Below are 25,335 nucleotides of genomic sequence, written 5' to 3' on the forward strand. Positions count from 1 at the left end.
TATCTGGAGAACGACCTCCTGTGGATAACTTCGGCGAACATCTGCGGCGATTCGCTCGAAACGGTCTGCGGTGCTTGCTTCGGCCTGCAGGCTGGCGGAGCGTGACGCTGTGACCAATGCGCTTCAGGACGCCGTCTCCGACTTCGAGCGGCATCTGCGCGCCGAGCGCGGCGTTTCGCCGCATACGCTGCGGGGCTATCTCGGTGATCTGAGCGACCTGACCAGGTACGCCGCCGACGTCGGCGTGACGGAACCCGCAGGCTTGGACGTGCCGCTGCTGCGTGCCTGGCTCGCCCGCCAGCACGCTCTCGGACGATCCCGCGCCACCCTGGCCCGCCGGACGGCCGCCGCACGCGCATTCACCCGGTATCTGCACCGGCGTGGCCTGCTCCAGGACGATCCAGGCCTACTGCTCGGCACCCCCAAACGCCACCGTGACCTGCCTGGCGTGCTCACCCAGGACGATGCCGCACGTCTGCTCGACACCGTGGACGCCCAGGGCCCCGTGGGGCTCCGCGATCTGGCCGTCCTGGAGACGCTTTATGGGACCGGCGTCCGGGTCAGCGAACTCTGCGGCCTCGACATCGACGACCTGGACACCGGCCGCGGGACGGTACGCGTCCTCGGCAAAGGCGGACGGGAACGCACCGTCCCCATGGGCGAACCCGCCGTCCGCTCCGTCCAGGACTGGTTGCGGGCGGGACGGCCCGCACTGGTGACCGCGGACAGCGGCCCCGCCCTCTTCCTGGGGGTTCGCGGGGCGCGCCTCCACCCGACCAGTGCGCGCCGCATCGTCCACGAACGGATCTCCCAGGTCGGCGAAATGCCCGACCTGAGCCCGCACGGGCTGCGCCACACTGCGGCCACCCATCTGCTTGAAGGCGGAGCCGACCTGCGGAGCGTCCAGGAGATCCTCGGCCATGCCTCCCTGCAGACAACGCAGATCTACACCCACGTCTCTGCGGAGCGGCTCAAACAGGTCCACCGGCAGGCACATCCTCGCGGCGCACTGGCCGGCGAGGCCGGAACCTGAGCGCTCGCCCGGCACACGACCGCCCGCAACAGCCTCCTCGCACCGTGCCGAGCCGCCGCCCGACCCACATCGCCTTGGTGTGGGCGGGGGACGGGGTCACGGGGTGCGACGCAGGCGGCGTTCACGGGACAGGTCGACGACGCCGGGGGGCGGACGGCGCCGGCCGCGCAGACGGTAGCGGGCGCGGGTGCGGCGCCATGCGAAGGCCACCGCGAAGGCCAGGACCATGCCGGTCAGTCCGCCGCCGGTCGCGGTGGTGGCGTCGCGCAGGGTCATCCTCGGCTCGGGCGCAGGTGCGGGAGTGCGGTGGGTCGCCGACGGTGAGGGGCTCGACCAGAGGGGGAGCAGGCGGACCTGGCGCTGGACGAGACCGAGCGGGTCCAGGTAGAGGGAGCCGCGGCGCAGCCCCCAGTGCAGGCACGACGCCGGGCAATGGACCGGGCCGCCCTCCAGGACGCCGATCCGGGTGCCGGACACGACCCGGCGGCCCGCGCGGACACTGGGACGGACAGGCATGTAGGTTGTGCGCAGCGCTCCGTGATCGATCGCGATGACGCCGCGTCCCGCCAGCCGGTCGGCATAGGAGACGCGCCCTGGGGCGGCGGCGTAGACCGGCTGCCCCGGATGGGCCGCGAGGTCCACGCCACGGTGGCCCGGACCCCACGCGGACGCCGGCGGAGAGAAGGCCCGGACGACCGTGGGGACGGGTGGTCCCAAAGGCCACCGCCAGGCGTCCAGGCCCGGCGCCCCGGTGGCGATCACGCAGGTGAGGAGCATCGTCAGCAGCGTCATGAACCGAACCCTGCCGGTCCGGCGCCCGGTTCGCGGCCGAGCCCGCGAACTGTGGATAACTCCCGCGACCGTTGATTCCCGGACGCCTCCGCGCCCTGATAATCTGTAAGGGTGCCCGAGAGGACACCGGCCAGGCCAGGCCGTCCTTGATCCGTCCCCAGGGCGGAGAGATGAGAAGCCGCTCCCGGTGAGCGGAGGAGTCACAGACTCGGGAACGGGTCACAGCCGCCTGGGGTTCCCCGGCGGCTGATTTCACGCGTCCGCATGCCACCGCAGACATGGTGGGGCGCCGTCCCTCGGTCCGTCGCAACGGCGACGGTGGGACGACACCCGGGCGTAGGCAGATAACCAAATGCGGCCCAGCAGGGCCAGAGAAGGAGAGCACGGGCAATGGCACCCGTCGTAACCATGAGGCAGCTCCTTGAGAGCGGCGTCCACTTCGGCCACCAGACACGCAGGTGGAACCCGAAGATGAAGCGCTTCATCCTCACCGAGCGCAACGGCATCTACATCATCGACCTGCAGCAGTCGCTGTCCTACATCGACCGCGCGTTCGAGTTCGTCAAGGCCACGGTCGCCCACGGTGGGACGATCCTGTTCGTCGGCACGAAGAAGCAGGCCCAGGAGTCCATCGCCGAGCAGGCCACCCGGGTCGGCATGCCCTACGTCAACCAGCGCTGGCTGGGCGGCATGCTCACCAACTTCTCCACCGTCCACAAGCGGCTCACCCGGCTCAAGGAGCTGGAGGAGATCAACTACGACGACGTGGCCGGCTCCGGCATGACCAAGAAGGAGCTTCTCGGGCTGCGGCGCGAGAAGGACAAGCTGGAGCGCACCCTCGGCGGTATCCGCGACATGGCGAAGGTTCCGAGCGCCATCTGGATCGTGGACACCAAGAAGGAGCACATCGCGGTCAACGAGGCCAAGAAGCTCGGCATCCCGGTCGTGGCGATCCTCGACACGAACTGCGACCCGGACGAGGTCGACTACCCGGTCCCGGGCAACGACGACGCCATCCGCAGCGTCAGCCTGCTGACCCGCGTCGTCGCCGACTCCGTCGCCGACGGCCTGATCGCCCGTGCGGGCGCCGCCCCCGGTGGCGACGAGAAGCCGGCCGAGGGCGCCGCGGCCGCCGGCGCAGCCGAGCCGCTGGCCGAGTGGGAGCGCAACCTGCTGGAGAACAAGCCGGCTGAGGATGCTGCGGAAGCTCCGGCGGAGGCTCCCGCGGAGGCCGCGGCAGAGGCCCCGGCGGAGCCTGCGGCGGAGGCCGCCGCAGAGGCTCCCGCCGAGCCCGCCGCGAGCTCCGAGGCGCCGGCGCAGGAGGCCCCGAAGCCCGCCGAGGCCGAGCAGGCTTGATCCCGTGGTCCGGCGGCCCCCGCCCGGGCGCCGCCGGACCGTCGCGGGTCCAACGACCAACGACGAGAGAAGCGAAGAGAGCGATGGCTAACTTCACCGCCGCTGACGTCAAGCGGCTGCGCGACCTGACCGGCTCCGGCATGATGGCCGTGAAGAACGCCCTCACCGAGGCGGACGGCGACTTCGAGAAGGCCACTGAGCTGCTGCGCCTCAAGGGCGCCAAGGACGTCGGCAAGCGCGCCGAGCGCACCGCCGCCAACGGACTGGTCGCCGAGCACTTTGCGAGCTCCGGTGACGGGGCGCTCCTCGAACTCAACTGCGAGACCGACTTCGTCGCCAAGAACGAGCAGTTCATCGAGCTGGCGAATCGCCTGGTCGAGTTCGCCGCGGGCAGCGGCGCCGCCGACGCCGCGGCCCTGCTGGCCGTCGAGATCGAGTCCGGCAAGACCGTCCAGGCGCTGATCGAGGAGAACAGCGCCACGATCGGCGAGAAGGTCGAGCTGCGCCGCTTCGCCCACTTCCAGGGCGCGTACGTGGCGAGCTACCTGCACAAGTCCGACCCGTCCCTGCCGCCGACCACCGGCGTGCTGGTCGAGCTGGACGCCGAGAACGCCGAGGTCGCCAAGGACGTCGCCCAGCAGATCGCGGCGATGGCCCCCAAGTACCTCACCCGCGACGAGATCCCCGCCGAGGTGGTCGAGAAGGAGCGGGCGCTCGCCGAGCAGCTCACCCGCGACGAGGGCAAGCCCGAGCAGGCCATCCCCAAGATCGTCGAGGGCCGTGTGAACGCCTACTTCCGCGACTTCGTGCTGCCGGAGCAGGCGTTCGTGAAGGACAGCAAGAAGACCATCGCGAAGGTCCTCGACGAGGCCGGCGTGAAGGTCGTGCGCTTCGCCCGGTTCAAGGTCGGGCAGGCGTAGGGGCACTCTGGAGACGGGTACCCGACAGATACCGCGAAGCAACGAGGAGGCCGCCGACGTGCCGGACAAGACGACCACAAGCGCGACGGCGGCCTCGTCGTCCGATCGGGGCGTCGCCGAACAGGGCGCGTCCGACCGGAACGGGTCCGGCGGCACCTCGTCCGGTCCGCGTGAGACCGGTGGGCGCGAGACCGGCCGGCAGGCATCCGTCCAGCATGCGCCGCGCGCGGGCTGGAAACGGGTGCTGCTGAAGCTCTCGGGGGAGGCCTTCGCCGGACGAGACCCGCTCGGCATCGATCCCGAGGTCGTCCAGCATGTGGCGGAGGCCATCGCCGAGGCCGTACGTGACGGTGTGCAGGTGGCGGTCGTCTGCGGCGGAGGCAACATGTTCCGCGGTGCCGTCATGGCCGAGCGCGGCATGGACCGCGGCCGTGCCGACTACATGGGGATGATCGGCACCGTCATCAATTGCCTGGCCCTGCAGGACTTCCTGGAGAAACTGGGCCTCGACACCCGCGTGCAGACCGCCATCACCATGAGCCAGGTGGCCGAGCCGTACATTCCGCGGCGTGCCATCCGGCACTTGGAGAAGGGCCGCGTCGTCATCTTCGGGGCAGGCCTCGGACAGCCGTTCTTCTCCACCGACACCACCGCCGCCCAGCGCGCGCTGGAGATCGGTGCAGAGGCCGTCCTGAAGGCCACTCAGGTGGACGGTGTCTACGATGCAGATCCAAGAAAGAATCCAGACGCGGTCAAGTTCGACCGTTTGGATTACGGTGAAGTTCTACAGCGGGGTCTGAAGGTCATGGACGCCACGGCCATCAGTCTCTGCATGGACAACGTGCTCCCCATCGTGGTCTTCGACCTCATGGGGCAAGGCAACATCGTCCGGGCCGTCCGGGGTGAGAAGATCGGCACGCTGGTCAGCCCGGCGGAGGGCTGACCACAGCCCTCGAACCGCAATGCGTGACGCGGCACGGAACGCAATGTGGAACGGTAGGACCAGGGCCGACCAGATGACATGGGAGTCACAGTGATCGACGAGACCCTCCTCGAAGCCGAGGAGAAGATGGAGAAGGCGGTCGCGGTCGCCAAGGAGGACTTCCAGGCCATCCGCACCGGCCGAATCACCCCTGTGATGTTCAACAAGATCACCGTCGAGTACTACGGGACGCCGACCCCGATCAACCAGCTCGCGTCGTTCACGCTGCCGGAGCCGCGGATGGTCATCGTCCAGGTCTTCGACAAGTCGTCCATGCAGGCGGTGGAGAAGGCGATCCGCGACAGCGACCTGGGCGTGAACCCCACCAACGACGGCAACGTCATCCGGGTGGTCTTCCCCGAGCTGTCGGAGGAGCGCCGGCGGGAGTACGTCAAGGTCGCGGGCGGCAAGGCCGAGGACAGCAAGATCGCGATCCGCAACGTCCGCCGGCGTGCCAAGGACACGCTCGACAAGCTCGCCAAGGACGGCGACGCCGGCGAGGACGAGGTCCACCGTGCCGAGAAGGAGCTCGACGACGTCACGCACCGCTACGTGGCGCAGATCGACGAACTGCTCGAGCACAAGAAGGCCGAACTGCTCGAAGTCTGATGAAAAACGATGACGCCGGGGAGCCCTCGGGTTCCCCGGACGAGCCGGCGGCCGAAGGCAAGCGCGAGAGCAAGACGGGCCGCAACCTCCCGCTCGCCATCGTCGTGGGCGCCGCTCTCGGCGCACTGACGCTGCTCTCTCTCTACACGGTCAAGGAGATCTTCCTTGCCGTGATGATCGTGTTCCTCTTCCTCGGGATACGTGAGCTGACCGACGCATTCAAGAGCCGCGACATCGGCGCCCCGTTCATCCCCGTCGCGACGGGCATGGTCGGCACACCGGTCGTGTCCTACGTGTGGGGGCCCACCGCCACGGTCGCGGCGGTCTCCCTCACGGTCCTCGCGTTGCTGATGACGCGGATGATGGAGGGCGCCGACGGGTACGTGCGGGACGTCGCCGCCGGGGCGCTCCTGACCGGCTATCTGGTGCTGATGGGCGGGATCGTCGCGCTTCTCATGCGTCCGGACGACGGCGACCACCGCACCGTCATCTTCGTCGCCATCACCGTCGCCAGCGACATCGGCGGCTACTTCGCGGGGTCGTTCCTCGGCAAGCACAAGATGGCGCCCACGATCAGCCCGAAGAAGACCTGGGAGGGCGTCACCGGCTCGGCGGTCATGTGCATGATCGTCGGCGGCTGGCTGGTGTGGTGGCTCCTGGAAGGCGGACAGGTCTGGCAGGGGGTGCTGGTCGGCCTCGCCGCCGTGGTCACCGCGACCGCGGGCGATCTCGTCGAGTCGATGGTCAAGCGGGACCTCGGGATCAAGGACATGGGAACGCTCCTCCCCGGGCACGGCGGAGTGATGGACCGCCTGGACTCCCTGGTCGCGACGGCCCCCGTCGTCTGGCTTCTCCTGGAACTGTTCGTTCCGAGCTAGGAGATCACCCAGGAACGGTCCTGCTGGGCGAGACGCCGGATGAGCGCGTCCGAACCTTCGTTCTTGGCGTAGCGGTGCTCTTCTCCGGTGATGGGGACCAGCCACAGCCACCGGACGGGTTCGTCGTTGACGGTCAGGCCGGTCAGCCCGGGGGCCGCAGGGCCCGCCATGCGGCTCGGATCGTCCAGAAGGAGCACGCCCTCCCACTTCACCTCGTCGTTGCCGAGAGGGAACGTGCGGGCCTCGTGGTACCACTTGACGACGTCTCCGGGGGCGAACCACGTCACGGAGCGCCACGGGTACTGGGCCAGCCAGGGGAAGATGCTGCCCGCGCGCTGGCTGGGCAGAGTGCTCGCAACGGCCAGTTCGATCCGTCCGTATGGGGCGACGTCGTCCTCGTACAGTTCGACGGTGGGCATCCGTTGGCGGCACATTCCGATCGTGCTCAGCACGGTGAACTCGCGGTCGCCGCGTGCAGGACGTTCGGACACACCCACGGTCGGGGCCACGCTCGTACGTCCGCTGCCCAGGTGCCGGCCGACATCGTGCCAGTAGTGGCCACCGGGCCCGAGCCGCTGCAGCAGGTGACCGAGCACCGACTGCTGGAACTCCGCCCAGGAGCCGTCGGCGCGGCACAACTTCCAGTGCTCGCGCGCCCGGTCGATGCGAGGCCCGAAGTCCTCGATCTCCTCGTCCAGGGGGAAGGCGAACGGGCTCTGCCGCGTGGCGTCGCGGGCGTAGCCGGGAATGCCGCGTCCCATGTCGGACCAGCCGGGGATCACGAAAAGCGGGTCACCGGCCTCAAGGACGGCCACGCCGTCGCCCTCCTCGAACCAGACGACCTCCAGGCTCTCGGCGTCCAGGGCCTGCCGTCCGGCCGGGTGGCGGACATGGGATTCGGGCAGGAGCGGGGCACGGCCCGCGTCCAGGCGTGACTGGTCCAGTTCCGGTGGGGCCTTGCGGTGGTTCCCGACCCAGGCCGCCCCGACCACCGAGTCTCGCGCGTCCTTCAGGTAGGCGGCCGTGACGTCACCGTCGGTCTCGATGGTGAGCCGCCGACTGCCGTACGGGCTGGCCGCGGCGTGGACGACCGTGGCCGCGGATCCCCGGGACGAGGCGGAACCCCTACGCAAAACCGACATGATCGAGACCTTAGTCGCAGACAAGGTCATGTGCAGGAATGTCGTAGTACGGGTAAAGATGCGTAGCCCTGGACGGACGAGGCACGGGCCGGTGTTTGCGACACTGGAGGGACCATGTCTACGACCCAGCCCGCCGCCACCGGCTCCGCGCCCGAGAAGACGCCGGCGAAGCTCGTCTTCGCCGCCCCGAGGCGCGGCAAGCCGCCGAGGCACCTCGCCGACCTCACCTCCGCGGAACGCCGTGCGGCGGTCGCCGAGCTGGGGGAGAAGCCGTTCCGCGCCGACCAGCTGTCGCGGCACTACTTCGCCCGTCTGGTCGACGACCCGGCGAAGATGACGGACTTGCCCGCCGCCGTCCGCGAGCGTCTCGTGTCCGAGCTGCTGCCGCCGCTGCTGACCCCGGTGCGTGAGATGGACTGCGACGGCGGCACGACGCTGAAGACCGTCTGGAAGGCGTTCGACGGCGTGCTCTTCGAATCGGTCCTGATGCGCTACCCGGACCGCGCCACGATGTGCGTCTCGTCCCAGGCCGGATGCGGCATGAACTGCCCGTTCTGCGCGACCGGCCAGGCAGGGCTCACCCGCAACCTTTCCACGGCCGAGATAGTCGAGCAGGTCGCCGCCGGCGCGCGCGCACTGGCCCGCGGCCGCATCCCAGGCGGTCCCGGCCGTGTCTCCAACATCGTCTTCATGGGGATGGGGGAGCCGCTGGCCAACTACAAGGCCGTCATCGGCGCAGTGCGCCGCATCACCGATCCGGCACCTGCCGGCCTGGGCATCTCCCAGCGCTCGGTGACCGTTTCCACGGTCGGGCTGGTGCCGGCGATCGAGAAGCTCGCCGCCGAGGACATGTCCGTGCGGCTGGCGGTGTCCCTGCACGCACCCGACGACGAGCTCCGCGACGACCTCGTACCCGTCAACAACCGCTGGAAGGTCGCCGAGGTCCTGGACGCCGCCTGGGCCTACGCAGGCCGCAGCGGCCGCCGCGTGTCGGTCGAGTACGCCCTCATCAAGGACGTCAACGACCAGGCGTGGCGGGCCGATCTTCTCGGCAGGCTCTTGCGCGGGAATCTCGTACACGTCAATCTGATCCCGTTGAACCCAACGCCGGGTTCCAAGTGGACCGCTTCGCGGCCCGAGGACGAGCGCGAGTTCGTCCGGCGCCTCGAGGCCCACGGGATCCCGGTCACGGTGCGCGACACTCGGGGCAGGGAGATCGACGGGGCCTGCGGCCAGTTGGCCGCGGCGACCAACGACTGAGCGCGCCGCGGGCGTGTCCCCTGGCGCCCCCGCGGCCGCGAGGATGCGGGCTGAGGAGCACGGTGCCGGTGAAGACGGGTGCGCGGCTGCCGGTGGTCTTGCGAGGCTACGACCGTGACCAGGTGGACGCGCTGCTGCGAAGGATCTCGCAGGCGCTGAACGGCGGACCGCGGATGTCCGCGGACGAAGTGCGGGAGACCCGCTTCGACGTCGTCCTGCGCGGCTACGAGCCCCGCGCCGTCGACGAACTCGTGCGCGAGTGCATCCGGGAACTGCAGGCCTTGGCGCCGATCGGCGAGCGTCCCGGCCGTCCCCGCGCGCAACCGGCCTGGTTGATCAACTGGATCCAGAACGCCCGCTTCCCGGGTGCGGGCCTGCGGTCCGGCTACGACGTCCGGGACGTGGACGCGTTCCTGGACCGCATCGTCGCCGGCCTGCGCGGCATAGCGCCCCCGGTGACCGCCCGCGACGTGCGGGAGAGCGCGTTCCGCGTCGTCCGGCTCGGGCCCGGCTACGACGAGCAGGAGGTCGACCGCTTCCTGCTGCAGCTCGCGAGCGCCCTCGAACGCCGCTGACGAAGTTATCCACAATTCCGCCGGACGCGGCGGGCCGCCATCCCGCCGCGTAACGCTACGTGCATGGAACATTTCGCGGCGGCCCACCGCCGGCTCCGGTCCCTCTTCGCCGCCTTCCTGGCCCCCGAGATCATCGCCGCCCTGCTGCCCCTGACCAGGCCGGCGCTGAGGCTCGGTCCCGAGGGCGACGTGCCCGTCCACCTCGGCGGCACCCCGATGCTGCCGCCCGGCAACCCCTGGCCGCAGTGGGACGGCCGCCCCCTCGACTTCCTCGGTGCGATCGACTTCGCCGCCCTCGTCCGCTTCGGCGAGATCGCCGGCGTCCCCCCGTCCGGCCAGGCCGCGTTCTATTACGCCAGCGAAACCCCCCGCCCCTGGGGCGACGCGGCCGCGCAGCGGGACGGCTGGCGCGTCTTCACCGGCGAGCTCCAGGGAGCCGCCCCGCCACCGGGCGCCTTGACGTATCCCCAGACGCGCCTGTTCGCCACCCCGTTCCTCTCCCTGCCCTCACCCCAGGAGCCCGCCGTGCGCCGCCTGGAGGACGTCTACACGGGCGTCGTGTCCGTCTACGAGCAGCTGCACGCCGCCTGGTCGCAGCACAGTTGGCCCGACGACATGCCCGCCCACCAGCTGGGCGGCTGGCCGTCGCTCGTTCAGCGCCCGATCGGCCCCGACTGCCTGTACGCCTCGACGGGCCGCCCCCTGGACTCCCTCACGCCCCCGCCACTGTCCCCGGATGAGCAGAGCGCCGTGGAGGAGTGGCGCCTCCTGCTCCAGCTCGACTCCGACCACCGTCTCGGCTGGTACTGGGGGGATCCCGGCCGCGTCTACTTCTGCGCCCGCCCGAACGACCCTCTGGAACGAACGTGGCTGACCCTGCAAGCCAGCTGAGGACGGTATGCGCTCTGCCCGAACCCCGCGACCACCGCGCGGGGGGGGCGGGCGTGATGCTTCGCAGAGACGGGGTTCAGGGGCGGTGGCGGGCGGCTGCGATGTAGGCGGCGCCGGCGATCGCGGACCAGAGTGCCAAGTGGAGGGCGATGGCGGGGAAGTCCGAGGTGAACTCGCTGGGGCCGCCATGCGCTGCGCGGAGCCACTCGATCATCGGGACGGAGAGCCAGGCGAACCGTCCGATACCGAGGAGCAACAGGGCCGTGACAGCACCCAGAAGCGTCAGCAGGGAGACAACGGGATCGCGGATCAGCGCCCGGCTCGTCCACGCGCCCACCAGTGTGGCCGGGACGGCGACGAGGAGGTTGAGCGCACAACCCACCCAGATCGCCTGCCCTGGCGAACCCACCTGAAGCGCCTGCAGGAGAGGAACCGCCAATGCGACGACGCCCAGGCACATGTTCACGCCGTAGGCCGCGAGCAGCCCCGCCCACGTGGGCCTGGAAGGGCGGCGTGCGGCGGTGGCGGTCAGCGCCCGCTGTTCGTCCGGCTGCTTGTCGAGGAGGGCGCGCGCCGCCCAGGCCCAGATGGGGAACATGAACGCCGCCACGTCCCCGAGCGTCCCGACGGCGAGGCCGGCGGCGTCCGGGCCGCCCGGTCCCTGGATGAGGACCAGCACCACGGCCAGTGCCACGACGATCAAGGGCTGCAGGACGCGCAGCGAACGGACGTAACCCGCGACCTGGAACCGGACGAGCGCGATCACCGCTCGGGCCTCCGCACCCGGTAGCCGTCCGCGCGCAGCTTGCTCTCCAAGGTCTCGGCCTCCTCCTCGGGGACCTCGACCTCCAGCAGGGTCCATGAGGTGCCCGTCGAGGTAAGGCCGGTCACCGTTCCGTCGGCCACGTGCAACCGGTCGACGCCGGGGAGGCCTTCGATGCTGCGCTGGTGGTCGCTGACGACCACGGTGGTGCCTCCGGCCGCGAGTTCGGAGATCAACGCGGGCAGCGCGTCCCTGGTCGCCGCGTCCAGCCCGGCGAACGGTTCGTCCAGGACGAGGAGATCCGGGGACCCCATGAGGGCCTGCGTGAGGCCGACCTTCTGCGCGCTGCCCTTCGAAAGGTCAGGAAGCCGCACATCGAGGAGGTGGTCGCACCCGAGCCGCCGCACCCATGCGCCGACGGCGTCCCCGGGGACGCGGCGTATGGCGGCCATGTGGCCGAGGTAGGTGCGGACGGTGAACGGCTGGTCCACCGGGAAGCGCTCGGGCGCGTATCCCACCCGGCCCGGCCTGTCTTCGACGACGCCCCTGCCCGGCCTGCGCAGGCCGGCGATAACGCGGAGCAGAGTGGACTTCCCTGCGCCGTTGCGCCCGGTCACCTCGGTGACGCCGCCGGGAGGAAGTGACAACGTGACGTCCCTGAGCACCCAGGGGCTTCTCCGGCGATAACGAAAGGCCACACCTTCCAACCGCATGAGACCCGCAGGGTAGTGCCCCGCACGTAAGAACCCCGTTAACCACCGGGCCTCGCCCGCCGCCCGACGACTGCCCGCCGCCCGACGACTCGCCCGCCGCCCGACGACTCGCCCGCCGCCCGACGACCCGTGCCCCTGGGGGCGGGGGAGAATGGTTGGTATGGGTGGTGCTGCGGGTTGTGTGTTCTGTGAGATCACTGAGGGGAAGAGGTCGGCGCATGTGGTGATGGACGCGCCGGACGCCCTGGCGTTTCTGGATACGCGGCCCCTGTTCAAGGGGCACACGCTGCTGATACCGCGCATGCACCTCGAGACGCTCACCGATCTGCCCGCCGATTCGCTCGGCGCGTTCTTCGAGCATGCGCAGCGGCTCGCGGCCGCGATGGAGTCGGTGCTCGGTGCCGCCGGGTCGTTCGTGGCGATGAACAACCGGATCAGTCAGAGCGTCCCGCACCTGCATGTCCATGTCGTCCCGCGCAACCGCAAGGACGGGCTCCGCGGATTCTTCTGGCCGCGTCAGAAGTACGACTCGGATGCCGAGGCCGCCGAGTATGCCGCGCGTCTGTCCGGCGCCGCCGCCGGCCGAGAATGATCGCACGCCGGAGCGCGGGGTGTGAGCGGCGCCTTGTGCGGGCGGGTCAGGTCAGGGCCAGTAACAGGGCCACGTAGGGGTCGGCCGGGTCCGGGTCGGCGGGGGCGGGGGCCGCGGCATCCAGGGCGGCGGCGTGTTCGTACAGGTCGCGTTCGGCCCGGTCCAGGGCAGTGGACAGGACGTAGTCGGTGACCGTCCACCCGATGAGCTCGGCGGCCTTGCGGATCACGAGGATCTGTTCCGCGGACATCCGGAGGGCGATGTGCTCGTCGGCATGGGTGGCGGGAAGGTCCTGGCGAACCGACTCAGACATGGCCGGTCTCCTTCCTTGCGGCATCTAAAAGTACGCCGGGAGATGTTGTCAGAACATCCCCTCTGAGAAGGAGAATCGCCGGGCGTCGTCAGCGGGCGCCGGCTCCGCACCCCGGACCGCCTGGGTTTCGGCCTCCGCCCCCGATCAGTGGCCGGTACGGCTAGTCGGGGGACTCGTCGATGGTGCCGAAGATGACCGACGAGACCTCCAGGTAGAGCTGCTCCGGGTACGGCATGAAAGGGACGCTGCGGATCGGCTGCTTCTGGCCCGCGGACTCCGTGAGGAACTCGCCGTACCCGAGCATCCGCCCGGCCATGGAGCGGTTGAGCGTGATGTCGGTGACCTTGGACAGCGGCATCATCGCGACGCTGCGGTTGAGCACCCCCTTGATCAGCATCACCCGGTGCTCGGTGACCAGGAAGAACTCCAGCGACCAGGCGATGATCTTCCACAGCAGGTAGCCGATAGTGAGCAGCCAGAGCCACCAGATCCACATCAGGCCGACGACCGCGCCGACGGCGCCGCACACGACGAGCCCGGCGACGACGACCGCGACCGGCGGGATGAGGACCGCCGGGTGGCGGCGGACGGCGATGACGCGTCCCTCGTGGGACATCAGGTACTTGTCGACGGTGCGCGACGAGTTGTCGTGTTGCACCATCATGTCCTGCAGATTCACGGCGGCGTCCTCGTCATGATCCGGTTGGTTCAAAGGTAGCCGACGTGGTCCCGCCGCCGCAGGGGCCGCGCGGTAAGGGGTTCGGGGCCTTGTCGAAGGGGGATCGGCGGCTGATGATGATCGGCATGGACGGCGTCAGGGACCCCGCGGCGGGGCCGTACGGCCAGGGGGACGCGGGCGGGGCGCGAGGGCCGCGGGGCGAGTTCGCGGCGGACGTGACGGGGCGTCCCATCTGGCGGCTGCTGCTGCGGGGCCTCGGCGTGTACCTGCCCGGCTGGGAGATGCCGCCGGGCGCGCTGCGGGTCCGGGACGGCGCGGCTGACGGGTTCGGGCCGCCCGCGTACCTGAACGGCGACGCCGGGTTCGGCGTGCAGGTCCCCGACCGGCGCAGAGGGCTGGAGCCCGACCGGGAGATCTACGTCCGCGGCCGGGAGAACCCGAGCTTCGGCATCGTCGTCGCGGGGCCCGCGGCGGCGATCGGCAGCCGCGTCGTGGACGCCGGGGTGCTGATGCGGTTCGCGCGGCGGCTGACGTTCGAGGAACTCTTCGACACCGGCGACGCCGACTCCGTCCCGTACGCGGTTCGCGGGGCGCGGGCGGTGGAGAACGCGGTGTTCCTCGACCGCGCGGCCGGGATCGGGCTCTGTGCGGAGGTCGACCCGGTGACGCGCGACCTCACCTGCCCGCTGTACGTGCGGCTCGGCGGCCCGGCGGAGCGGACCGTGCGGGTCTACGGGGCGCCACGCCTTACGGGGCGGCCCAGCCGGTGAGGTCCCACAGCTGATGGGACGGCAGGCGCCGCAGCCGGACGGTCGCGGCGGCCGGATCCCAGAACACCTCGTCGCTCTCCAGTTCCAGTGACTGGGCGGCGGTCAGCACGGCGCACAGCAGCTCTTCACGCGTCCGGACGGCCATGAGCGGGCCGATCTGCGCGACGGCGCCCGAACACTCCGACAGCGTCCGCAGCAGGGCTTTGAGGGCCGCCTCGTCCTCGGGTGGACGGGCGGGTTCGACGCCCGGCGGGACGCCCGGTTCGACCCGCGCCAGCCCGCGCCTGGACCCGCCGCCCGGCGCGCCGTCCGGCGGGCCGTTGCGCAGCCCGTTGCGCGGCAGGTCCGCGCCGGTCGAGATGAGCAGCGCGCTGAACGACCCCGCGAGGTCCTCGGCGGCCTGGCCGCCGAGGAAGTACCGGCGGCGTTCGGGGGAGCCGGGCGCGGGGCCGTCGGCCCCCTCGGCCGTGCGGAAGCGGACGCTCAGCCGGCTCGCCCGCACGCACCGCTCGTACATCTCGCCGAGGATGTCGTCGAGCTGGTCGTCGCGCGTCCAGAGCCGCCCGGTGGCGGTGACGGCATCGCCGTGGGCGCGGGGACGGCCGGTGAGCGCCGCCGTGACGGTGTCGTCCAGCTCGCCCTCGGTGAACTGCAGCAGCTCGGCGACGACGTCCTCGACGTCCTCCAGCGTCCGGGTGAGGGTGCGCTGCAGCGCCAGGATCTCCTCGCCGCCGCGTTCCAGGTCGGCCAGCCGGCCGAGGGCGGTGTCGACCTTGCCCTCCACCTCGCCGCTGCCCGTCCGGGTGACGGCGCGGACCGACGTCTCCACTTCGCCGAGTTTGCGGCGCAGCGCGGCGAGCGTGATCCGCTGCTGTTCCAGGTCGCGCAGCCGGCCGGACTGGGTTCGCAGGAAGTCGTCGGCCTGGTGGACGAGGCCCGCCAGTTCCTCCACCTGCCCGGTGTTCTGCCGGAGCCGGGTGTCGAGCGCGGGCAGCACGTCCTGCTTGACCCGCGACAGTTCGGCCGTGAGCTGCTCGCCCACCGTGACCAGGACGTTGTTCTGCTTGGTGACCTGCTCGTTCAGCTCGTCGATCCGGCGGGAGAAGGCGTTCGACTGATCCCGGCTCTGCTTGCCCGCGTACAGTTCGAGCGCCCCCACCACGACGCACATCACCACCAGGATGACCGTCGTCATTGCACTCCTCGGGCGTGACGGTGATTACCGGACCGGGTTTTGATCGCGACCATAACTTACGATCACGCGGGCCGACCGGAACTTACGTAACCGACTGATCTCAGTGACCGGCCGGTCTCACGGCCCTTCTCGCGCCATTCCGTGAGCAATTCCGTGCCGTCGGTGACGGCCGGTTCAGATGCAGCCTTCGAATTGCGGGACGGTGGTGGTGAGTTCAAGCCCGGTGGGGCCGAACCATCTGTTCAGCTGCAGCCGGACCGTGTCGTCCTGGTACATCTTCGTGATCGCCTCGTTCACGGCTTCGCAGCCGTCCACGTCGTCCTTGTCGAGGCCGACGCCGTACCGCTCGTCCGAGAACGGCTCGTTCACGAGTTTCATGTAGTCGCCCGTCTTGGCCGCCATGGACGCGAGGCCGGCGAGGATCAGGTCGTCGGTGGACACGGCGTCGAGTTCGCCCGCGACCAGTTTGTTCAGGCAGTCGGTGTACCCCTTGGCCTGGACGGGCACGGCGGGGACGCTCTGCTCGGTGCGCACGCGGTGGAACGACTGCGACCCCGCGACCGTGCAGAGCCGCTTTCCGCCGAGATCGTGCAGGTTACGGATCGAGGCGGGGTTCGCCTTGCGGACGAGGATGTCCTGGTGGGCGACGTAGTACGGCCCTGCGAACCCCACCTCGGTCTTGCGTTCGGGCGTGATCGAGTAGCTGCCGATGACGAGGTCGACCTCACCGGACAGGATCGCCTCCTCGCGCTTCTCCGAAGACACCGCCGAGAACGACACCTTCTTGGCGGGGAACCCCAGATTCCTGGCGAGCTCCTTGGCGATCGTGACGTCGAAGCCGTCGAAGCCGTCGTAGGAGCCGTAGCGCCTGGACTCGGTTCCGGGGATCTGGCGGCCCAGGCCCGGCTGGTCCGTCTGGACGCCGATGGTGAGGAACTCCTCGCCGACGAGGGAGCCCGCGGCAGCGTCCGCCGTGCCGCAGGCCGCCGCGGCGGCGACCGACGCCGCGGCCAGCACCGCCGCCGTGGCCCGCTTCACCGAGCCAGTGGGACGTGCGGCCGGTCTCGTCACCTCGACCACCGGTACTCCGCGAGCCGGGGGCGCACTCCGATCAGCACGAGCAGGGCGATGATGACCCCGGCGGCCGGGAGGACGGCGTACCAGCCGCTCGTCCCGTCGTCGCCGTCCTTCACGGCCTCGTCGAACGCCTTCTGGTGGATGCCGATCAGTTCCTGCAGGGACCGGTCGTACTCGGCGAAGTCCGCCGCGGCCGTACTGCGCGCGGCCACGGCCTGGGCGTCCTGCCCGTTGTGGACGAGGTCTCTCATCCGGCGGTCGTTCGCCTGCACCTTCTGGTAGTCGCGCAGCACCTTGTTCAGGCCGGCCACCAGTTCGGCCCGCTGCTCTCCCGCTTCCGTGGGCCTGTTGGCCTCGGTGCCGAGGAAACCGAGGAACGGCGCACGTCCGGGCTCCCAGGACAGCTTGTTCTGCACGGCCTGGTTGTACTGGGTCAGATTGCCGGCCTTCAGGTACAGGACGGTCTGGGACTTGCTCAGATAGATCTGCTCGTAGGCGTCGGCCCGTTCCGGGTCGAGGAGGAAGCGGGTCTCGTCGGCGCTGGCGCTGTTGCTGATGGCGCGTGCCCGCGCGAGCGCCAGGATCGAGTCGAAGCCGTCCTCCTTGGCCTCGCGGAGATGGTCCGCCTGGCCGGACAGCATGGTGGCGCCGGTCACGACCAGGACGAGCGAGCCGAGCGTGGCCAGCGCCAGCGGAATGTTCAGGAACCGGCGGAAACGCCTGGCCAGGTACAGCTGGAAGCCGGCCAGGGTGGTGAGGAGCGCCAGCCCGATGACGATGATCCAGGTGCGCCCGGACAGGACCGCCGACCGCTTGTCCTCGTACGTGTGCCGGACGAGGGTGCCGTTGTCGAGCGTGAGGTTGTACGCCTTGGGCAGCAGGTCCAGTTTCATCAGGTCGGTCGCCTGCCGGTAGAGGTCGATGACCTCCTTCGACGGCGCGCCGGACGCGCGGTCGGACTGCCGGTCCAGCAGCAGGGCCTGCCCGGCGAGACGTTCGTAGCGGCCCAGCGCGTCGAGCACGTCGCGGGCCGTGTTCTCCTCTGTCCTCTCGTCGGCGAGCTTGGCCGCCTTGAGCAGCGCGTCGCCCGCCTTCAGCCGGTTGTCGTTGTAGCGGGCCAGCGCCTTCTCGCGGCCGTCGCCCGCCGCGCCGCCGATCAGCAGCGCGTTGGCGAGCTGGGAGTCCATGTCGGTGAGCTGGAAGTAGAGGTCGCCGGTCGCGACGACCTGCGGGCCCGCGTCGTGCCCGATCACCCGCACGCCCTCGCGCGCGTTCGCGATCGCCGCCCAGGTGACGGCCAGCAGCGCCACCAGCAGGACGACCGTCAGCACCGTCAGCGTCCGGACGTGGGCCGCGACCGTGCGGGGGAGCATCCGGGCGGTACGGGACGGCGGCGCGTCGGGGGCCCGCCCGAGCGGCCCCGGCGGACGCCGCCGGTCGGGCGGGCCCGGCTGCGGGGCGGGGACGGGCGGCCGCCCCGTCGGGGGAGCCGGCTGAACGGGCGTCATGTCGCCTCGCCTCTGGTGAGGGTGATGGTGGTCCAGGCCCCCACGTGGATGCGGTCGCCGTCGGAGAGCGGGACCTCCACGTTGTAGGGGATGGGTTCGCTGGACCCGTTCATGCAGGTCCGGTTGGTGGAGCCTGGGTCGACCAGTGTCCAGGTGCCGTCCGGCTTGGCCAGCAGGACCGCGTGGACGTGGGAGACGCCGGGGTCCTCGGGCGGCTCGCGAAGGTCGATCTCGGGCGGGGACGGCTGGGAGGAGCCGTGCCGCCCGATGCGGATCTGCCGTCCGACGAGTGGAATGCTCCTCGGGGGCGCGTACGGCGGGAACGTGAGCGACGCCGAGTCGGGGCCCTCCTCGGCGAGGACCCTGTCGTAGTAGTCGCGGTCGGCCGTCACGACCGCCGTCCAGACCGCCCCGGGGACGGGAGGTGCGGGGACGGGAGGTGCGGGCACCGGAGGCGCGGGCACGGGTGGTGCCGGCACGGGTGGTGCCGGCACGGGTGGTGCCGGTACCGGCGGGGCCGGGACGGGAGGTGCGGGCAGCGGAGGACCGGGTGCCCGCGCGGGCCCGGCCGGCTGGGACGGGTTCGCCGGCGCCGTCTTCGGCGTGGGCTTGCCGCCGCCCGTGGCGAAGTCGTAACCGCACGCCTCACAGAAACGGTCGGTACCGGGCGTCCCGCAGTCCGGGCAGGCCGTCGCTCCGCCGCCGCCTCGACCGGACGGACCACCGGGTGGGCCACCGGGCGGGGCAGGCGGGACATGCGGCGCCGGCGGGGCGGACGAGGCGCCGGAGCCGGGCGAGGCGGCGCCGACGGGCTCGCCGCAGACGTCGCAGTAGTCCGGCGACTGCGAGGTGTGTCCGTTGGGACAGTTCGCCATGGTCAGTGCTTGCCCGGGCGTGGGGTGGTCAGGGTCTCGTCCTTACGTGTGCGGACGGTCTTGCTGGAGCGGGTGTCGAGCTCCATCTCGTCGGCCTTGTCGATGTCGCGCTTCAGCCGGACGGTGCCGGTCGCGGGATCGACGACGTCCACGACCTTGCGCAGCATCGCGGTGATCGCGTCGTTGCCGGCCTCGCCGGCCAGCACCACCGCCCGGCCGAGCCGCGCGGTCGCGGTGTCGAGGTCGCCGTCCTTGCGGGCCTGCAGTCCCTCCTGGATGACGGAGGCGAGCTCGGCCTGCCCGGTGTAGTGCGCCACCCGCGGGTTGATCCTGGTGGACTGCACCTCGTCGTCCGTCCACTGGGCGAGGACGTTCCCGCTCGCCAGGACCTGCGCCTCCTCGCCGGCCGCCCCCGGCACGACCAGCTTGACCCACGCGGCGCGCAGCTCCTTGCCGATCTCGCCGGGCGGGATCTCCACGCAGATGTGGTAGTCGCGGCTCTCGGCGCCCCACGCGCCGAGCGGGTAGTCGCCGGCCTGCGGGGCCGACTCGACGCGCCTGCCGGTCAGGTCCTCGACCGACGGCATGACCTGCTTGACGAACCGCAGGCTCGCCGTCTGCGGCGTCCACACCCGGAGCGCGACGTCGGCGACGGCCTTGCCCATCGCCGCCTCCGTCATCGCCTGGAAGTCGGCGACGAGGCCCGCCGGGTCGGCGACGATGTCGACGCTCCCGAGCAGCGCGGACGCGACCTTGCGCAGCTCGGCGACCTCCCAGTCGGTGCCGACGCCGCGGCAGTCGCACACGAACCGGCCGGCGCAGCGGAACAGGACCGCGTCGAGCTCCTCGGGCGTCTCATGCTGGTTCTTGCCGTCGGTCAGCAGGATCGCGTGCCGGATGCCGCCCTGGTCGTCGTCGAAGAGCTCGTCGGCCAGCCGCAGCCACGACCCGATCGCGGTGCCGCCGGACGCCCTCAGGCCGTTCAGCGCCCGCTTGGCCTGCTCCCTGGTCTGCGCGTCGGCGGCGACGAGGCCGTTGTGCCGCGGGTAGACCATCGAGGCGATGTTGGAACCGGCGATGACCGCGAACTCCACGCCGTCGCGGAGGGTGTCGACCGCGACCTGTGCCGCCGCGACCGCCGCCCGCAGCTTGGTGTCGGGGTAGGACATCGAGCCCGAGGTGTCGATGATGATGACCTCGGACGCCTTCGCGGTGGACGCGGCCGCCGCGACGCCGCCCTCGGCGGTCGCCTCCACGGACACGATGGCGTGCACCTCGCGGCCGCCCTCGGGCAGGAACTTGTTCTGGTCGATCTTGACGGTGAACTGTGGCTGCTCGCTCATCGGGGCTGCTCCGTGCTCTCCGGGGTGCTCTCATGGATGCGGCTCTGCGGGGAGGTGGGGGACGGCAGCGGGATCACCGCGACCGTGATGTTGTCGCGGCCGCCCGCGTCCAGGGCGTGGCGGACCAGCGCCCGCGCGACGCCGAGCGGGTCGGCCGCCGGGTCGTGCCCCGGATCCGGTGCGGGACCGCCCGTCCCGTTCACGGCGCCGGGACCGGCGGCCAGCAGCGCCGCGATGTCGCGGGCCGCCGGGAAGTAGTTCCACAGGCCGTCGCTGCAGACCAGGAGCGTGCCGGGGCCCGCCGGGCGGAACGTCGCCACGTGCGGGCTGACCTGTCCGGCGTCGGCGCCCAGCCACGCCGTGATGACGTGCGCGTTGGGGTGCTGCTCCGCCTCCGCCTCGGTCAGCGAGCCCTGGGCGACCATGAACGCGGCCCACGAGTCGTCCTCGGTGAGCCTGCGGGACGGGCCGAGCTCCGCCATGTCGCCGGTGCTCACCTCCGCGGCGTCCGCGCCCGACTCGTCCGGGGCCGGCTCCTGCGCGCCGTCTTCGCCGTCCCCGCCGGGGTCGCCCGGGTCGACCGCGCCGTCCGCGGACAGCCAGTAGACGCGGCTGTCGCCGATCCAGCCGACGGTGACCACCGGGCCGCGCGTCACCGCCGACACGTACGTGCACGACGGCGCGTCGGACGGCGACGTGGCCAGCGCGGCGACCGCCGCAGCCGCGCTGAGCGCCGCGCCGCGGGTGGCGTCCTCGGGATCCTCGCCGGAGTCGAGGAGCGCCACCAGTTCGGCCGCGCCGGTGTCGGCGGCAGCGCGGGAGGCGTCCTCGGGACGCTGCGAGGAGCCGACGCCGTCGGCCACCACGGCCGCGACCCCGGCGGAGTGGGCGGCGATGGCGAGCGCGTCCTCGTTGCGGGGGTAGCGCCGGCCGCGGTCGCTCGCACCCGCCGCGATCACCGGCCGGGACCCGTTCCCGGCTCCCGCCGCCGGAAGCTCGATCTCGACATGGTCGCGTTCCGCGGGCTGGCGCAGCCCGCAGGTCTCGCAGTAGCCGTCCGCGTCGATCGCCGTACCGCCGCAGCCCGGGCACGGCCGCGCGGCCGCCCGGCGGTCCGCGGACGGCGAGGACGAGATCTGCCTGATCGTGGCGTCCGGGCGTCCGTCCGCCGGGCCCGTGCCGGCCGGTTCGGCGGGCGCCGCGTCGGCGAGCCTGTGGCCGCACTCCTCGCAGAAGATCTCTCCCGGATACACCATCGCGCCGCAGGCCGGGCACGACGGCTCCGCCGCCTTGGCCGCGGCCCGGTCCGCCTCGTTCTGATCGTCTGTCACAGCAGCGTCCTCGGGCGTACGGCGTTGGCGAAGTCGACGAACCGGCGGCATTCGTCGCGGTCCCGGGTGCGCCGGGCCAGCTCCCGGTACGTCTGCTCCAGCAGCCGGCGCAGCGGCGTCTCGGCGAGCGGGGAGCCGAACAGGGAGCCGCCCTGTGCCCCGCCCGCCGTGCCGGGGCCGCCGTGCCGGAGCCAGTCGAGCGCGGCTCCCAGGACCTCGGCGGCGAGCCGGTCGCGGCGTTCGGCGTCCAGGTCGAGCGCGGTGAGACGGCCGCCCGCGGCGACCAGCTCGGCCGCCGTCAGCTCCGGAGCGGGACGGCCCCGCACCGCCGTCGCGACCGCCGCCACCTGCGCGGGCACGTACCGGATGGAGATCTTCGGCACCGAGTCGAGCGCGGCGACCGCCGCGCGCCGGTCGCCCGCCGCCAGATGGACGCGGGCGAGACCGAACGCCGCGTTGATGTGGCTCCGGTCGGTCCGCCACACCATCTCGTACAGGCGGACCGCCTCGCCCGGCGCCTTCGCTTCGCGGCAGTAGGCGAGGGCCAGCTTGGGCGCCGCCTCGCCGGGCAGCAGCCCGTACAGCCGGTCGAAATGCGGCTCGGCCGCGTCCACATGTCCGTGGGACAGGAGCGCGACCGCGCGGTACCAGTCGATCCGCCAATCCCCGGGGCGGTCGGCGGCGACCTCGTCCAGCAGCTCGGCCGCCTCGCCGGGGCGGCCGAGCTCGATCTGGACGCGGGCGAGCGCCAGCTTGACCTCGGGGGTGCGGGACGGGGCGTTCGCCGCGGCCTCGGCGGCCTGCTCGGGCTCCAGCGCCGACAGCCCCGAGACGAACGCGGCGGCGGGGTCGGCGCCGTCGACCAGCGGCACCGGCAGCGCCGCCGCGGCCACGGCCGGCGGGACGGGCGGCAGCGCGGACTTGCCCGACTCGCCGCCCGCCATCCGCGTCGCGAACCGCTCCGGCCCGAACAGCCCGGACGGGGCCGGAGGCGGCGCACCGCCCTGCGCGGCCAGGACCTCCCGCAGCACACCGGTGAGCTGCTCGGCCATCTCCGCCGCGTCCTGGAACCGCTCCGCCGGATCCCTGTGCGTCGCTCGGCGCAGGAAACGGTCGAACGACTCGAACCGCTGGAGCAGCGGGACCTCCGAGCGAGGCGGAAGCGAGTCGACGAACGTCCTGGTGTAGCCACGGAACGGGAAGCTCAGCACGGCCAGCGCCCGGCCGACCGTGTAGAGGTCGGACGAGATGGACGGACCGTCGGCGGCGATCTCCGGGGCCTGGTAGCCGACCGTGCCGTAGATGGCGCCGTCCGGGTCGTCCAGCCGCCGCACGCCGCCGAGGTCGATCAGCCGGAGCTCCTCCGCGGACTGGATCACGTTGTCCGGCTTGAAGTCGCAGTAGACGAGGCCCTGGGCGTGCAGGTACTCGAACGCCCGCAGCACCTCCAGCCCGTACGCGATGGCCTGCGGAAGGGGGAGGTGCTTCTCGCCGGGCGCCTGCGGCTGCTGGAGCAGGATGTCCTTGAGGGACTGCCCGCCCACGTACTCCATGACGATATAGCCGTCGCCGTCGTGCTGGACGAAGTTGTAGATCTTGACGATGTTGGGGTGCTCGACCTCGGCGAGGTAGGCGCGCTCGGCCGCCGCGGCGGCCATCGCGTCGGCGTCGCCGCTGTCCAGCAGGCCCTTGAGCACGACCCACCGGTCGCTGACGTTCTTGTCCTTGGCCAGGTAGATCCAGCCGAGGCCGCCGTGGGCGAGGCAACCCAGCACCCCGTACTGCCCGCCGACGAGGTCGCCCGGGTTGAGCTTCGGGGTGAAGGAGAACCGGGTGCCGCACTTGGCGCAGAACCCCTCCGTGCGCCCCGGCTGGTCGCCGCGTCCCCGGCCGACCTGCTCGCCGCAGCTGCTGCAGAAACGCTTGCCCTCCGCGACCTGCGGGTCGCGCATAACCGCGGCGGACGGGTCGCGGTACGGGACGCGCGGCACCTCGACGAGCCCGGCACCGAGCATCCCGCGGCGTCCGGACGAGCGCGCCGACCCGGTGCGGGTGCTGCCCGTCCGCGTGCCGCCCGTGGCGGAACCGCCCGCCGTGCCCGTGCCGTCGGCCCGTGCCGTCAGGGTCGTGTGGGCGGGCGGCGAGCCGCACACGTCGCAGTAGCCGTCCATGATCGTTCCGGTGCAGCCGGGCTGGCGGCACCCGTCGTCGGGCAGGGCGACCGGAGGACGGGGGGCGGGCACGCCCGGGGCGCTCGCCGGTGGATTGCCGCAGACGTCGCAGTACCCGTCCGAGACGGTCCCGGTGCACCCGGGCTGCGTGCACCCGTTCGGCGGGGAAGGCGGGGGAGGGGCGGACGGCGGGCTGGTGGAGGCGGCCACGCCGCATAGGACGCAGTAACCGCCGTCGACGGTTCCGCCGCAGCCCGGCTCGGTGCACTGGCTCATCGGTTCGTTCCCTTCGCCCGTGCGTTGATGGCCTGCTGGTATTCCGACAGCGTCACGGTCGCCTTCCGGAGATCGCAGGGGGAGGTCCACAGCATCGCGCGGGCCCGGTCGTAGATCCGGGCCAGCTCGGCGTCCTCGGCATGACCGAGCCTCGCGGCCTTCACCCGGTAGGCGTCCAGCCGGCCGCGCAGCTCCTCGCGCCGCTCCAGCAGGCCCCGGATCACGCCGGCGGTCTCACGGGCCCGCTCCAGCGCGCCGTTCGCCGCCTTCTCCAGATCGGCGACCCGCGCCGCCAGATCGGTCCAGCCGCCGCGCGGCGCGGCGCCCTGTCCCGGGCGGCCGACGGCGGCGAGCCGGTCGGCGAGGGAGGCGGACATGTCGGGCAGGTCCGGCAGCACCGGTGAGGCGATCTTGGCGAGCACCTCGTCCCGGACGCGGCGGGTCTCCGCCTCCGTCCGCCGCAGCAGGTCCAGGACGCCGGCGACACCGCGGAGCCGGTCGGCGAACCCGTCGCGCACCCGCTCCGCCTCCTCCAGGCGGCGGCGCACCTCGGCCAGGCCGGTGCGGATCGTGTCCAGCCGCCCGGTGTCGGCGCGGTCGCCGCGCGCCAGCGCCATCGGGTCGCCGCGCACGAGGGCGGCGACGGCGTCGAGGTCGGCGCGGAGCCGGTCGAGCTCGGGCTCCGCCTCGCCGAGCGAGTCCAGCAGCACCTCCGCCGCCCGGCGTTCGGCCTCCACCTCGGCGAGCCGCGACAGCAGGACCGACCAGACCGTGTCGAGCGCCGCGACCGCCTGCGCGACCTCCTCGTACAGCGGGGTCATCCGCTCGACCGCGGCCCGCAGGGTCAGCTTCTCCCCGGACGGGACGGACAGCAGCGTCCGCCGTTCGAGCGGCACCTCCGTGACGGGCAGCTCGACCGACGGCCCGGCGAGCAGCCGGGTGAGTTCGGTGAGCTGCGCCTGCCCCGGCTTGGGATGCCGGGCGCGGAGGTCCTCGGCGGCGCCGAGCGCACGCCCGTAGAGGTCGAACAGGCCCCACAGCGACGCCATGCCCGCACGCACCTCTGACTGCACGCGCCGCGTCCCGCCGTCCAGTGCGGCCCCCTCCAGCAACTGGTAGCCGTGGTGGGCCTCCAGTTCGAGCAGTGCCGTGCTGATGCGCTCCTTCTCGTCCCGGAGCCGGGCCAGCGTGCGGTCCACCTCGTCGCGGCTCATCGGGGGGCGGCCCATGCGCGCGTCACTCAAAGCCGGTCCGCCGATGGCCCATGTCCGCCCCGATTCCCCCAAGTTAG

At 71.8% G+C, this 25,335-nt stretch carries 25 protein-coding genes; 11 read left to right on the forward strand and 14 right to left on the reverse strand.

Going from position 1 to position 25,335, the window contains the following annotated elements; translation table 11 throughout:
• Positions 1-109: 109 nt before the first annotated feature.
• Positions 110-1,033, forward strand: coding sequence for a tyrosine recombinase XerC (locus ACGFK0_RS08285; protein WP_392901788.1), 924 nt, complete (start codon positions 110-112; stop codon positions 1,031-1,033).
• Positions 1,034-1,129: 96 nt separating this feature from the next.
• Here the strand turns inward: ACGFK0_RS08285 and ACGFK0_RS08290 are convergent, their stop codons facing one another.
• Entirely contained in the window at positions 1,130-1,825 is a 696-nt protein-coding gene (locus ACGFK0_RS08290) for a murein hydrolase activator EnvC family protein (protein WP_392901790.1), read from the reverse strand.
• Between the two features lie 390 nt (positions 1,826-2,215).
• On the opposite strand from ACGFK0_RS08290, the gene rpsB reads away from it, so the two are divergent.
• From rpsB to ACGFK0_RS08315, 5 genes are all read left to right on the forward strand, one after another.
• A complete protein-coding gene (gene rpsB / locus ACGFK0_RS08295; RefSeq protein ID WP_392901792.1) occupies positions 2,216-3,181 on the forward strand; it encodes a 30S ribosomal protein S2 in 966 nt (321 codons plus the stop codon).
• A gap of 83 nt (positions 3,182-3,264) precedes the next feature.
• Entirely contained in the window at positions 3,265-4,101 is an 837-nt protein-coding gene (tsf, locus tag ACGFK0_RS08300) for a translation elongation factor Ts (RefSeq protein WP_392901794.1), read from the forward strand.
• A 241-nt stretch (positions 4,102-4,342) separates the two neighbouring features.
• Positions 4,343-5,044 carry a UMP kinase gene (pyrH, locus tag ACGFK0_RS08305; protein ID WP_392902841.1) on the forward strand — a complete coding sequence of 234 codons (702 nt, stop codon included), beginning with the start codon at positions 4,343-4,345 and terminating at the stop codon, positions 5,042-5,044.
• A 90-nt stretch (positions 5,045-5,134) separates the two neighbouring features.
• Positions 5,135-5,692, forward strand: coding sequence for a ribosome recycling factor (gene frr, locus ACGFK0_RS08310; protein WP_392902844.1), 558 nt, complete (start codon positions 5,135-5,137; stop codon positions 5,690-5,692).
• Positions 5,692-6,570: a phosphatidate cytidylyltransferase gene (locus tag ACGFK0_RS08315; protein ID WP_392901796.1), complete on the forward strand. Its 879-nt coding sequence runs from the start codon at positions 5,692-5,694 to the stop codon at positions 6,568-6,570. Before frr ends, ACGFK0_RS08315 begins: the two co-directional genes overlap by 1 nt.
• Here the strand turns inward: ACGFK0_RS08315 and ACGFK0_RS08320 are convergent.
• Positions 6,567-7,712 (reverse strand): suppressor of fused domain protein, encoded by a 1,146-nt coding sequence (locus tag ACGFK0_RS08320; RefSeq protein WP_392901798.1) that lies wholly within the window; start codon positions 7,710-7,712, stop codon positions 6,567-6,569. The genes ACGFK0_RS08315 and ACGFK0_RS08320 overlap by 4 nt on opposite strands.
• 114 nt (positions 7,713-7,826) lie before the next feature.
• On the opposite strand from ACGFK0_RS08320, the gene rlmN reads away from it, so the two are divergent.
• The 3 genes from rlmN (at position 7,827) to ACGFK0_RS08335 (ending at position 10,438) form a co-directional block, all read left to right on the forward strand.
• Entirely contained in the window at positions 7,827-8,972 is a 1,146-nt protein-coding gene (gene rlmN / locus ACGFK0_RS08325) for a 23S rRNA (adenine(2503)-C(2))-methyltransferase RlmN (RefSeq protein ID WP_392901800.1), read from the forward strand.
• A 68-nt stretch (positions 8,973-9,040) separates the two neighbouring features.
• The gene (locus ACGFK0_RS08330; protein ID WP_392901802.1) at positions 9,041-9,547 is read left to right on the forward strand and encodes a DivIVA domain-containing protein; all 507 of its coding nucleotides are present in this window, start codon (positions 9,041-9,043) and stop codon (positions 9,545-9,547) included.
• Positions 9,548-9,610: 63 nt separating this feature from the next.
• Entirely contained in the window at positions 9,611-10,438 is an 828-nt protein-coding gene (locus ACGFK0_RS08335; protein ID WP_392901804.1) for a DUF1963 domain-containing protein, read from the forward strand.
• A gap of 76 nt (positions 10,439-10,514) precedes the next feature.
• On the opposite strand, the gene ACGFK0_RS08340 is transcribed toward ACGFK0_RS08335, so the two are convergent.
• Together ACGFK0_RS08340 and ACGFK0_RS08345 are read right to left on the reverse strand one after the other, a co-directional pair.
• Positions 10,515-11,204: a hypothetical protein gene (locus ACGFK0_RS08340; RefSeq protein ID WP_392901805.1), complete on the reverse strand. Its 690-nt coding sequence runs from the start codon at positions 11,202-11,204 to the stop codon at positions 10,515-10,517.
• On the reverse strand, positions 11,201-11,866 hold the full coding sequence (locus tag ACGFK0_RS08345; protein ID WP_392901807.1) for an ATP-binding cassette domain-containing protein: 666 nt from the start codon (positions 11,864-11,866) through the stop codon (positions 11,201-11,203). The genes ACGFK0_RS08340 and ACGFK0_RS08345 overlap by 4 nt, the downstream gene beginning before the upstream one ends.
• Before the next feature lie 208 nt (positions 11,867-12,074).
• Between ACGFK0_RS08345 and ACGFK0_RS08350 the strand changes: the two genes are divergently transcribed.
• The gene (locus ACGFK0_RS08350) at positions 12,075-12,506 is read left to right on the forward strand and encodes an HIT family protein (RefSeq protein WP_392901809.1); all 432 of its coding nucleotides are present in this window, start codon (positions 12,075-12,077) and stop codon (positions 12,504-12,506) included.
• 46 nt (positions 12,507-12,552) lie between these two features.
• On the opposite strand, the gene ACGFK0_RS08355 is transcribed toward ACGFK0_RS08350, so the two are convergent.
• The gene (locus ACGFK0_RS08355) at positions 12,553-12,819 is read right to left on the reverse strand and encodes a DUF1778 domain-containing protein (RefSeq protein ID WP_392901811.1); all 267 of its coding nucleotides are present in this window, start codon (positions 12,817-12,819) and stop codon (positions 12,553-12,555) included.
• A gap of 160 nt (positions 12,820-12,979) precedes the next feature.
• On the reverse strand, positions 12,980-13,498 hold the full coding sequence (locus tag ACGFK0_RS08360) for a PH domain-containing protein (RefSeq protein WP_392901813.1): 519 nt from the start codon (positions 13,496-13,498) through the stop codon (positions 12,980-12,982).
• A gap of 89 nt (positions 13,499-13,587) precedes the next feature.
• On the opposite strand from ACGFK0_RS08360, the gene ACGFK0_RS08365 reads away from it, so the two are divergent.
• Positions 13,588-14,268, forward strand: coding sequence for a hypothetical protein (locus tag ACGFK0_RS08365; RefSeq protein WP_392901815.1), 681 nt, complete (start codon positions 13,588-13,590; stop codon positions 14,266-14,268).
• Here ACGFK0_RS08365 and ACGFK0_RS08370 read toward each other — a convergent pair.
• The 8 genes from ACGFK0_RS08370 to ACGFK0_RS08405 all read right to left on the reverse strand — a co-directional run bounded on the left by ACGFK0_RS08370 (position 14,246) and on the right by ACGFK0_RS08405 (position 25,258).
• Entirely contained in the window at positions 14,246-15,463 is a 1,218-nt protein-coding gene (locus ACGFK0_RS08370; RefSeq protein WP_392901816.1) for a hypothetical protein, read from the reverse strand. The genes ACGFK0_RS08365 and ACGFK0_RS08370 overlap by 23 nt on opposite strands.
• A gap of 174 nt (positions 15,464-15,637) precedes the next feature.
• Complete coding sequence (locus ACGFK0_RS08375) at positions 15,638-16,501, reverse strand: glutamate ABC transporter substrate-binding protein (RefSeq protein WP_392901818.1); 864 nt, start codon at positions 16,499-16,501, stop codon at positions 15,638-15,640.
• Positions 16,502-16,530: 29 nt separating this feature from the next.
• On the reverse strand, positions 16,531-18,048 hold the full coding sequence (locus ACGFK0_RS08380) for a hypothetical protein (RefSeq protein WP_392901820.1): 1,518 nt from the start codon (positions 18,046-18,048) through the stop codon (positions 16,531-16,533).
• Positions 18,045-18,440, reverse strand: a complete 396-nt coding sequence (locus ACGFK0_RS08385) for an FHA domain-containing protein (protein WP_392901822.1) — start codon at positions 18,438-18,440, stop codon at positions 18,045-18,047. Before ACGFK0_RS08385 ends, ACGFK0_RS08380 begins: the two co-directional genes overlap by 4 nt.
• 485 nt (positions 18,441-18,925) lie before the next feature.
• The gene (locus ACGFK0_RS08390; protein ID WP_392901824.1) at positions 18,926-20,266 is read right to left on the reverse strand and encodes a VWA domain-containing protein; all 1,341 of its coding nucleotides are present in this window, start codon (positions 20,264-20,266) and stop codon (positions 18,926-18,928) included.
• Positions 20,263-21,597, reverse strand: coding sequence for a protein phosphatase 2C domain-containing protein (locus ACGFK0_RS08395; protein ID WP_392901826.1), 1,335 nt, complete (start codon positions 21,595-21,597; stop codon positions 20,263-20,265). The genes ACGFK0_RS08390 and ACGFK0_RS08395 overlap by 4 nt, the downstream gene beginning before the upstream one ends.
• On the reverse strand, positions 21,594-24,044 hold the full coding sequence (locus ACGFK0_RS08400) for a tetratricopeptide repeat protein (RefSeq protein WP_392901828.1): 2,451 nt from the start codon (positions 24,042-24,044) through the stop codon (positions 21,594-21,596). The genes ACGFK0_RS08395 and ACGFK0_RS08400 overlap by 4 nt, the downstream gene beginning before the upstream one ends.
• Entirely contained in the window at positions 24,041-25,258 is a 1,218-nt protein-coding gene (locus ACGFK0_RS08405; RefSeq protein ID WP_392901830.1) for a hypothetical protein, read from the reverse strand. The genes ACGFK0_RS08400 and ACGFK0_RS08405 overlap by 4 nt, the downstream gene beginning before the upstream one ends.
• Positions 25,259-25,335 lie beyond the last annotated feature (77 nt).

Source organism: Spirillospora sp. NPDC048823, assembly GCF_043198445.1.
GTDB lineage: Bacteria > Actinomycetota > Actinomycetes > Streptosporangiales > Streptosporangiaceae > Spirillospora.